We start from the raw sequence: 8,464 nt of genomic DNA on the forward strand, positions 1-8,464 counted from the left end.
ACCTGTTTACCCACATCATCACTAAGATCGCTGGCAAACAAACTGGCATTCAAGGCCGCCAAAGTACGTCCTTCATGTTCGACAATATGCCAGATGTGGTCTTTGAGCTCGTTCACTTCAGGCGTTAGAATTTTTTCTTGCTCCAGATACGAGCCATCGGCCTGTTCAAGCAGAATTTTTTTCTCGACACTGCGTGCTGACGTCGCCAATACATGTTCGGGATCGACCAGTCCTTGCACGCGTTGTTTGAGATGCTTTAACAAACGCGTCTGCTCTTGTTCGGAGTATTGATCGGCCTTGTTGAGTATTAATAACATCGGTTGTGAGAATTGTTTCAAACTTTGCAAGGCCTGAAACTCGGTCTGGGTCAGGTCACTATCCACCACAAACAAGATTATGTCGGCGCGTTGTGCAGCCTTACGCGCGATCCATTCGCGCGTGTCGCCATCCACTTCGTCAATGCCCGGGGTATCAATAAAGTGCACCCCGCCGGTCTGGTGTTCGGCCAGTGGTCGATCCTGCCACTCTTGTTGCTGTTTTTGTTTGGTCTCGCCATGCAAGGGGCTCACGGCAAAATGGTTTTCACCCATTAAGGCATTCAACAAAGACGATTTACCCACACTGACTCGCCCGAACACCACAATATGAATCTCTTCCTGTTCGATCTTCTTGAGTAAGGCTCTGAGTTCGTCGAACTCGTTTTCTAATGCGGCGCGCACCTCGTCTGGCACACTGCTGTCGTGCAGGAGTTCACGCAAACTGTTTTGCACCTCATGCGCTTGGGTGTCGTTTGCACCGCCAGTAGAACCGCCAGTAGAACCGCCAGTAGAACCGCCAGTTGAATCGCCAGTTGAACCGCGAGTTGCGCGGTCAGGGAAACCGGGATCAGTCTGAACGGTTTTCTTTTCTTGCTTCGAGAACCAGTTGCGCAAAGCGCCGCGTTCCCAGGGCCAGATTTTCATTCAGATAATCCTTAAATTGTGTGGCGGCGGGTGCCGGACTCAAGGTGCCGCGCACGGCCATGCTGGCACTCAGGCTGCGACCCAGAGCATCAAAGATCAAACCGTAGGCGCCGGCGTGGGCAATGCCGCCAGTGATGGTGCCGATGCCCGGAAAGGCTTTTAAACCGTTACCGGCAATGGCCAACACTACCGGCAAGGCTTTTTGTAAATGCTGCTCGACCAGTTCCAGGAAGGTTTGCACATCCACCTTGCGGGCCTCGATGTCATACACCGCAGAGATCTCATTCACCATTTGTTTGCCAAGATAGCCCTGGATCAATAGATCACTGCCGGGCGCCACCGCGGCCATGGCACCGAAGATCGCGCGTTTGGTGTAGGTTTTTACAATCTTTTCGGCTTGTTCTTGTTTGAAGCGGGTTTCGGCCTTATCCAGTTTTCGATCAACCAAAACAAATACGGCACTGTCGCGCAGGGACTCCAACCAGCCAGCGTGGGTATCAATGGTGGCTTGAATGGCCTCCACCAGTTTTTGGGTATCACTCTGGCGCGCACGACTTTGCTGCAACACACTGCCGTCTTGTTGCTGCACTTCCACGATTTCCTCACCACCGGAAATGGTGGTTACCACAGGCACTTCAAGTTTGAGGGAAAGATCCTGCACGATCTCGCTGACGTAAGCGGATAACTTTTGGCTGACCTCTGCCAGTTCATGCGCTTGAAAGCGGTCGGCTTTGTTTAATACCAGAATGGTCGGCTTGTTCAGTTCCAACATCGCACGGAGAGCCGCGTGTTCGGTTTTGGTGATGTCGCCTTCGGTCACAAACACACAAACATGAGCGCGTTGTGCGGCCTCTAATGCCAGTTTATCCAGTGGAGCGACATCGGGAGCGGTCACTTCCTGCAAGCCGGGTACGTCTTCCAGAATGAGTTGATCGCCCGCAGCACTGTGCCAAACGAATTTTTTGGTGGCGCGGGTGGAACCGCCCAACACGTCTACGGCAATGTCTTCGGCTTGTTCCACATTTGGCAACATGGCCTTGATCAAACTGCTTTTACCCACACTGATGTTGCCAAGGAATGCGACGATAATTTCGCCCGATTGTTTTTCTTCACGCCATTGCTCCAAAGCCGCAAAGGCTTCGTTGACATCAATGCCTTTGGCCTCGGCTTCGCGGTATTTTTGTGCCACCGATTCCGCGCTGACCGGCGCTGCAACCTCAGGCGCTTGAGGTTTTTTTCGTGGACCTAGTAGCGACCAGATAAACCACAGCGTGAAACCGACCAGTGCGACGGACAAAATTACAAAAGGTGCGGTTAGCCAGATCGGCGCAGTTTGCAAGCGCTCCCACAAGGACAAGCTGCCCTCGGCCAAATTCAAAATCACATTCAGGGTCACCACGCACAGCAATATCGCCAAGATCACGAGTAACCATTTGAATGTTTTAAATTGTTTAAACATTTGACTATTGTATCTCAATTGCCAGCCGGACAAATCGACTACAATAGCGGCCCCAGACGCACTTGCCTCACGAAAAAAGAATTTCACATGCATCAAACTTCCGGACGCTGGAAATACGGACTCGCGCTTTCTCTGATGACCGCACTGATGTGGGGTACCTTGGCGATTGCACTCAAGATGTTACTGGTCTACATGGATCCCTACAGCATCACCTGGTATCGCATGTTGGTGGCGGCTGTGATTCTCGGCTGCATTCTCGCCCTAAAAGGTCAATTCCCAGACTGGCGAAAGCTCAAGGGCAAAACCGGATTACTGATAGCCATCGCAACCCTCGCATTAACCGGAAATTTTGTGTTCTATCTGATCAGTCTGGATTTCATCTCACCCGGTGTGGCCCAGGTGGTCATCCAGCTGGCGCCGGTCTTTTTGCTCACCGGCGGCGTATTGGTTTTTGGCGAATCTTTTAACCGCACCCAGTTTGTGGGCTTGATCGTATTGGTTGCCGGAATGTTGTTGTTCATGAACCAGCGTTTGCAAGATTTGTTCTCCAAAATGGACGACTACAGTATCGGAGTGGTGATCATGATCGTGGCTGCCATCGTGTGGTCCATATACGCATTAATACAAAAACAATTACTCAAAGAGTTACGCTCGGAAAGCATTTTATTCTGGGTGTATCTGGGTTCTGCCTTGGTTCTGATTCCCACGGCCGATGTGGCCAGTGTTGAATCACTCGATGCGCTGGGTTGGGCCTTACTGGCTTTTGCCTGTTTGAATTCCATCTTCGCCTATGGGGGTTTTGCCGAAGCCCTGGATCATTGGGAAGCCAGTCGCATCAGTGCGGTTTTAACGCTTGTTCCGCTGCTCACTCTGGGCTTTGTGGAACTGATCCATTGGTGGTTTCCAGAGCGCCTGGCCTCGGAAAACCTGAATTTACTCGGTTACTGTGGGGCTTTGATCGTTGTGACGGGTTCTGCGATCACCGCATTGGCGGGGCAGAAAAAAGTGTCGACATAATTGGATTGGAATTATTCGAGATTGCGCAAATTATTTCGGCGCCCAGAGTAAGGCGTCCAGATCGTCCTCTGTTTGTACCGGAAATACTTTTCGACCTTTGATGGTCACGCCTTCTTTGCGTAACAAGCGCGCCTGTTTTTTATAATATTTGGTTCCGACCTCAAAGGCGAGCGTGTGATCGGAGCGCACCACCCGAAACCAGGGAAGCGCTTCCGGACAACGCGTCATCGCCGGACTCACCATACGCGAGTGTTTCGGATAGCCTGCGCGTTCGGCGATCATGCCATACGACATGACCTGACCGGGCGGAATGTTTTTCACGATCTCCCAGATCTTGGGGTCAAAGCGTTGTTGGAAAGCGGTGGATGGTTTTCGCATGCAATGATTTTAACATTGCTGGTAAAGCGTGAAATATATCTCGTCAATATATCCGATCAAGATTTATCGATATAGCCGTATCCCAAGGTCTCTACATGCACAACCCGGCCGTTCTCGAGTTTCACCAGGCGCATGAATTTATTGGGTCCGAAGTTGAACAGCATTTCTTCGTACAAGACCGGCACTTCTTCGTAAAAATAGGATCGGTAGAGGCGACTGTAACGCGAAACGGTTTTGTAACCGGTATCGGAAATATAGGAGTCCGGCGCTCGGCAAAATCGCTCGATCTTGGAGATATGATCATTCTTTTTAATGATTCGGTCACTGCACCGCATGTACGAGGAGGCATACAAGGGCTGGCTAAGCAGACCCAGTGCAAGCAGGACAAACAGGAGTAAGAATGGCTTTTTCACAGGCTAATTGTAGTACAAGCGACTGAATTAAAGCTGAATATACATAAAATTTAAGCCCTCAAAAGATTGATATAGATCACGCTATCGATCAGTTTGAGCGTTAGAATACCCGATTACCACACACTCAATGGATAATTTGCTATGGCACAACCCATGCAATGGCTGGCTGAAAAGATCAGCGATGTTACAGGCTTTTTCTCAAGTTCGAACGTCGACGGAGAGCGCTTTGGCTCTCTCAAGAACTGGTTCAAGGGAACCACAGGGGTCGTGCTGATCCTTCTCATTATCACGTTCATTATTATGTTCTGGTGGTCACGCGAACCCGATGTGTTTTGGGTGACGTCTGAAATTGATGATCAGCCTGTGGTGACCGGCTATTCCACAACCGACACCGTGATCAAGGTCACCGACGCTTTATTGAACAAGTCGGGCGGTTTTCTTTCCAATGACAAAATGCCACCGGGCGTGTTTCTCGACAACATCCCGAATTTTGAATACGGTGCCCTGGTTTCGGTGCGTGACCTGGTCAAGATCATGCGCAATGATTATTCGCGTTCACAATCGCAATCCACGGAAGATAAGGATCTCGCCAAGGCCGAGCCAGCCTTGAATATTGATCACACCAGTTGGCTGATCCCGCGCGCCGAAGGCGAATATCAAGACGCCATTAAGGCCTTAACAAAATATCGCGAGCGTTTGGCCGATGACAATGCACAAGACGGGCAATTCTATGCACGTGCCGACAATCTGCGGGAATGGTTGATCGTGGTGGAAAAACGTCTGGGCAGTTTATCCGCCCGCCTCTCGGCCAGTGTAGGTCAGGAACGGGTCAACACCGATCTGGCCGGTGACAAGACCGCCAGTTCTTCCACCCCGCGTCCAGACAGTCTGGCGGTCAAAACGCCGTGGATGGAGATCGATGACGTTTTCTTTGAAGCTCGCGGAACCGCCTGGGCATTGTTGCATTTCTTGCGCGCGGCCGAATTTGATTTCGCCGATGTATTGGACGACAAGAATGCCACCGTGAGTCTTCGCCAGATCATTCGCGAACTGGAGGCCAGTCTGGATCCAATCCGCAGTCCGGTGATCTTGAACGGCGGCGGTTACGGTTTTACCGCCAATCATTCATTAGTCATGGCCTCGTATCTGTCACGCGCGAATTCGGCGGTGATCAATTTACGTGAATTACTGGATCAGGGTTAAATATTGCCAAGGTCTTGCCAAGCCCCGCAACGCGGGGCTTTTTAGTGTGTAATATTCATTACAATTCACTCGGTCTGAATAGTATCCGAACTTGTGGCATCCGAACTTGTAACAAAAATTCGGGTCGTAATTAATGAGGCAATCAACCAAACCGTGTGGCCAATGAAAAAAACCCTGAATGCATTCTTTTTACTCTTAGCACTGGCTTGTGTAACAAGTATGCCTTCAAGCGTTTCGGCCCACAGCATGGATCGCCTGCACGAACATCTGCCGGACAATAAATACCGCATAACGCCACGCCCTTTGCAGATCCGTTTTACGGCACCCTTGCAGGCTGGTGGCCCGATTGGTGTGGTTGTGCGTTTTCAGGCGATCTCTGGCAACACCACCACGGTATCCGCCCAACAACAATGGGCCGGTACTTCCAATGACCAGACGTTTCAATACATCAAAGCCTACCTAGACAGCGGCGAACAGATTTATCTGAAACCGCAGGGACAAAAACGCTGGCGCATTAACACCAACCCCGGGCAATGGATTGAATTGCATTATTACATTCCAGCCAATCGCAATGCCGATAGTTCAAATACCCAGTACCGGGCGATATTAAATAAAAATCTGTTTCATGCGGTCGGACATTTATTCCTGGTCTTGCCCGAGGATGGTATGACCGATCTGGTTAACGTGAACGTGCAATGGCAGGATTTTGAAGCTCTCAACTGGCGTACGGCCCAAGCCGTAGCGGCCAACCCGCAACAGAATAAATACGAAGTACTGAGTAAAAGTGCCTTGTTAAGCTCGGTCTTTCTGGCCGGAGACATTCACTTGCATGAAACGCTAACCCCGTATGGCATCGTGAGAGTTGCCATGCAAAAATCGGACTGGTTATTCAGTGACGAGGAATTTGCCAGTCTGTCACGACAAATTGTGCAAAGTGAACGCGAGTTTTTTGGTGAAGCGGTGAATCCCGACGCCGAACCATTTTTGATCAGCCTGGTTGAAGTGGACAAAGGTCTCGATGGCATTTCCATTGGCGGCACCAGTTTGCACAACAGTTTTGCAATGTTTGCCAACCCTGCTGCAAAGCTGATGCAAACCGACTTTGATGAGCCCAATACCACCATTGGTTTCGTGCTGGCGCATGAAATGATGCATCAGTGGATCGGGCATGAACTCAAAACCAGTGAAGACCCCGAAGCCCTGGGCTACTGGTTCACCGAGGGCTTTACCGACTATTTCAGTTTGCATGTGCTGTATCAACGCCGTCTCATCACCCTGGAAAATTACGTGGCCATGCTGAACGGATTTTTACGGAATTACTGGCTTAATCCAAAACGCAATATCGACAATGTGTCGATTGCACACGGTTTTTGGCACGATCGTAATATCGAACGCGTGCCCTATCAACGCGGCTTTTTAATTGCCATGCTGGTCGACCAGCGTATGCGTCTGGTTTCGGATGGACGTTTACGTGACATGATCCAGAAAATGCTTGAACACAGTGACGGCACCACCAGTCATACCGCCGCATCAAACCGGAGTTTGTTGTTCAATCTGCAAAATCGCGTTGGCAAAGACATGGGCAAACATATTCGTGCGGTTGTGCAACGTGGGCAGACGGTTGATCTCAGTCTCGACATGCTGAGTCCTTGCCTGAGCTTGTACAAGGAGGCCATGGGGGATTTTGACCCGGGCTTTGACCTCGACCGCAGTGAAGAAGATAAACGCATTACCGGCCTCAAAGTGGCCTCGGGCGCGTACCGTGCCGGACTGCGTAATGGCCAGGACCTGGCCGGATGGAATATTTCCGGTAACGCACGGGTCAAATCGAATGTTTCTGTGTACACCGACAAACGCGGCACCACCAAAACCTATGAATTCTTACCGGTTACCCAAACCACCCTGGTGCCACAAGCCAAGATCAACGAGGCGTCTAGCTGCAGTACGATCTTGTAGCCGCACAAGCATTTAAAAAAACAGAAAAGTGTCGTTTAAACGTACGACACAAGGTCGGACAATCGCCTAAAATACGGGCCTTTCATCCACTTCAGCATTGAGCCCCTTATGTCATCAGCGATCCGATCCTTTCATCCACCCGTCCGCACACTCATGGGCCCCGGTCCTTCCGATGTGCATCCACGCGTTCTGGAAGCCAGCGCACGACCCACCATCGGTCATCTCGATCCTGAATTCATTCGTATGATGGATGAAGTGAAGCTCATGTTGCAAAAAGCATTTTTAACCGAGAATGCATTGAGCATGCCGATCTCGGCGCCGGGTTCGGCTGGCATGGAAGCCTGTTTTGTAAATCTGCTCGAAGCGGGCGACAAGGTTATTGTGTGCCGCAATGGCGTGTTTGGTGAGCGCATGCGCCACAATGTCGAACGCTGTGGTGCAACGGCTGTGATGGTGGATGACGCATGGGGTGACCCGGTGGATCCGGAAAAAGTTGAGGACGCCCTTAAAGCCAATCCTGATGCCAAAATTCTCGCTTTTGTGCACGCGGAAACCTCAACCGGTGCCTTATCCGATGCCAAAACCTTGTGTGCTCTGGCTGATCAATACGATTGTCTAAGTCTGGTTGACGCCGTGACCTCATTTGGCGGTTCGGAATTACGTGTAGATGACTGGGGTATTGATGCCATTTATTCCGGCTCACAAAAATGTTTGTCCTGCTTACCGGGAATTTCGCCAGTGTCGTTTTCCCAAAAAGCGGTTGATGTCATCGCTAATCGAAAAACGCCGGTGCAAAGCTGGTTCTTGGACATGAGCCTGATCATGGGCTATTGGGGCCATTCGAATTCGACCGGTGGAAAACGTAGTTATCACCACACCGCGCCGGTCAATGCTTTATACGCCTTGCATGAATCACTGGTCATGTTGCACGAAGAAGGCTTGGACAATGCCTGGCAACGGCATCGTGATATGCACATGTTATTGAGATCGGGACTGGAAGATCTGGGCTTTGAATACATCGGCCAAGATGGCGCACGCTTGAATCAACTCAATGCCGTGAAAGTTCCAGCCGGTGT

Annotated in this window: 8 protein-coding genes; 4 read left to right on the forward strand and 4 right to left on the reverse strand. The window is 50.6% G+C overall.

The window, feature by feature from the left end:
• Both HKN88_08125 and HKN88_08130 read right to left on the reverse strand, forming a co-directional pair.
• On the reverse strand, positions 1 to 962 hold a 962-nt coding region (locus tag HKN88_08125; GenBank protein NNC98026.1), incomplete at its 3' end, for a GTP-binding protein.
• A complete protein-coding gene (locus HKN88_08130; protein ID NNC98027.1) occupies positions 886 to 2,421 on the reverse strand; it encodes a hypothetical protein in 1,536 nt (511 codons plus the stop codon). The genes HKN88_08130 and HKN88_08125, both read right to left, overlap by 77 nt.
• An 87-nt stretch (positions 2,422 to 2,508) precedes the next feature.
• Here HKN88_08130 and HKN88_08135 point away from each other — a divergent pair, with 87 nt between their 5' ends.
• Positions 2,509 to 3,438 (forward strand): DMT family transporter, encoded by a 930-nt coding sequence (locus tag HKN88_08135; GenBank protein NNC98028.1) that lies wholly within the window; start codon positions 2,509 to 2,511, stop codon positions 3,436 to 3,438.
• 30 nt (positions 3,439 to 3,468) lie between these two features.
• Here the strand turns inward: HKN88_08135 and HKN88_08140 are convergent, their stop codons facing one another.
• Positions 3,469 to 3,816: an MGMT family protein gene (locus HKN88_08140; protein ID NNC98029.1), complete on the reverse strand. Its 348-nt coding sequence runs from the start codon at positions 3,814 to 3,816 to the stop codon at positions 3,469 to 3,471.
• Positions 3,817 to 3,872: 56 nt separating this feature from the next.
• Complete coding sequence (locus HKN88_08145) at positions 3,873 to 4,229, reverse strand: DUF2845 domain-containing protein (protein NNC98030.1); 357 nt, start codon at positions 4,227 to 4,229, stop codon at positions 3,873 to 3,875.
• 153 nt (positions 4,230 to 4,382) lie between these two features.
• On the opposite strand from HKN88_08145, the gene HKN88_08150 reads away from it, so the two are divergent.
• From HKN88_08150 to HKN88_08160, 3 genes are all read left to right on the forward strand, one after another.
• Positions 4,383 to 5,432: a DUF2333 family protein gene (locus tag HKN88_08150; protein NNC98031.1), complete on the forward strand. Its 1,050-nt coding sequence runs from the start codon at positions 4,383 to 4,385 to the stop codon at positions 5,430 to 5,432.
• Between the two features lie 162 nt (positions 5,433 to 5,594).
• On the forward strand, positions 5,595 to 7,388 hold the full coding sequence (locus HKN88_08155) for a hypothetical protein (protein ID NNC98032.1): 1,794 nt from the start codon (positions 5,595 to 5,597) through the stop codon (positions 7,386 to 7,388).
• A 108-nt stretch (positions 7,389 to 7,496) separates the two neighbouring features.
• Positions 7,497 to 8,464 (forward strand): alanine--glyoxylate aminotransferase family protein (locus HKN88_08160; GenBank protein NNC98033.1); only part of this gene is annotated, 968 nt, incomplete at its 3' end.

The sequence above is a fragment of the Gammaproteobacteria bacterium genome, assembly GCA_013001575.1.
Taxonomy (GTDB): Bacteria; Pseudomonadota; Gammaproteobacteria; order Steroidobacterales; family JABDMI01; genus JABDMI01.

Coding starts and splice junctions, on each gene's coding strand:
- HKN88_08155 (NNC98032.1), top strand. CDS start 5,595: ATGAAAAAAACCCTGAATGCATTCTTTTTACTCTTAGCACTGGCTTGT.
- HKN88_08150 (NNC98031.1), top strand. CDS start 4,383: ATGCAATGGCTGGCTGAAAAGATCAGCGATGTTACAGGCTTTTTCTCA.
- HKN88_08140 (NNC98029.1), bottom strand. CDS start 3,816: ATGCGAAAACCATCCACCGCTTTCCAACAACGCTTTGACCCCAAGATC.
- HKN88_08130 (NNC98027.1), bottom strand. CDS start 2,421: ATGTTTAAACAATTTAAAACATTCAAATGGTTACTCGTGATCTTGGCG.
- HKN88_08135 (NNC98028.1), top strand. CDS start 2,509: ATGCATCAAACTTCCGGACGCTGGAAATACGGACTCGCGCTTTCTCTG.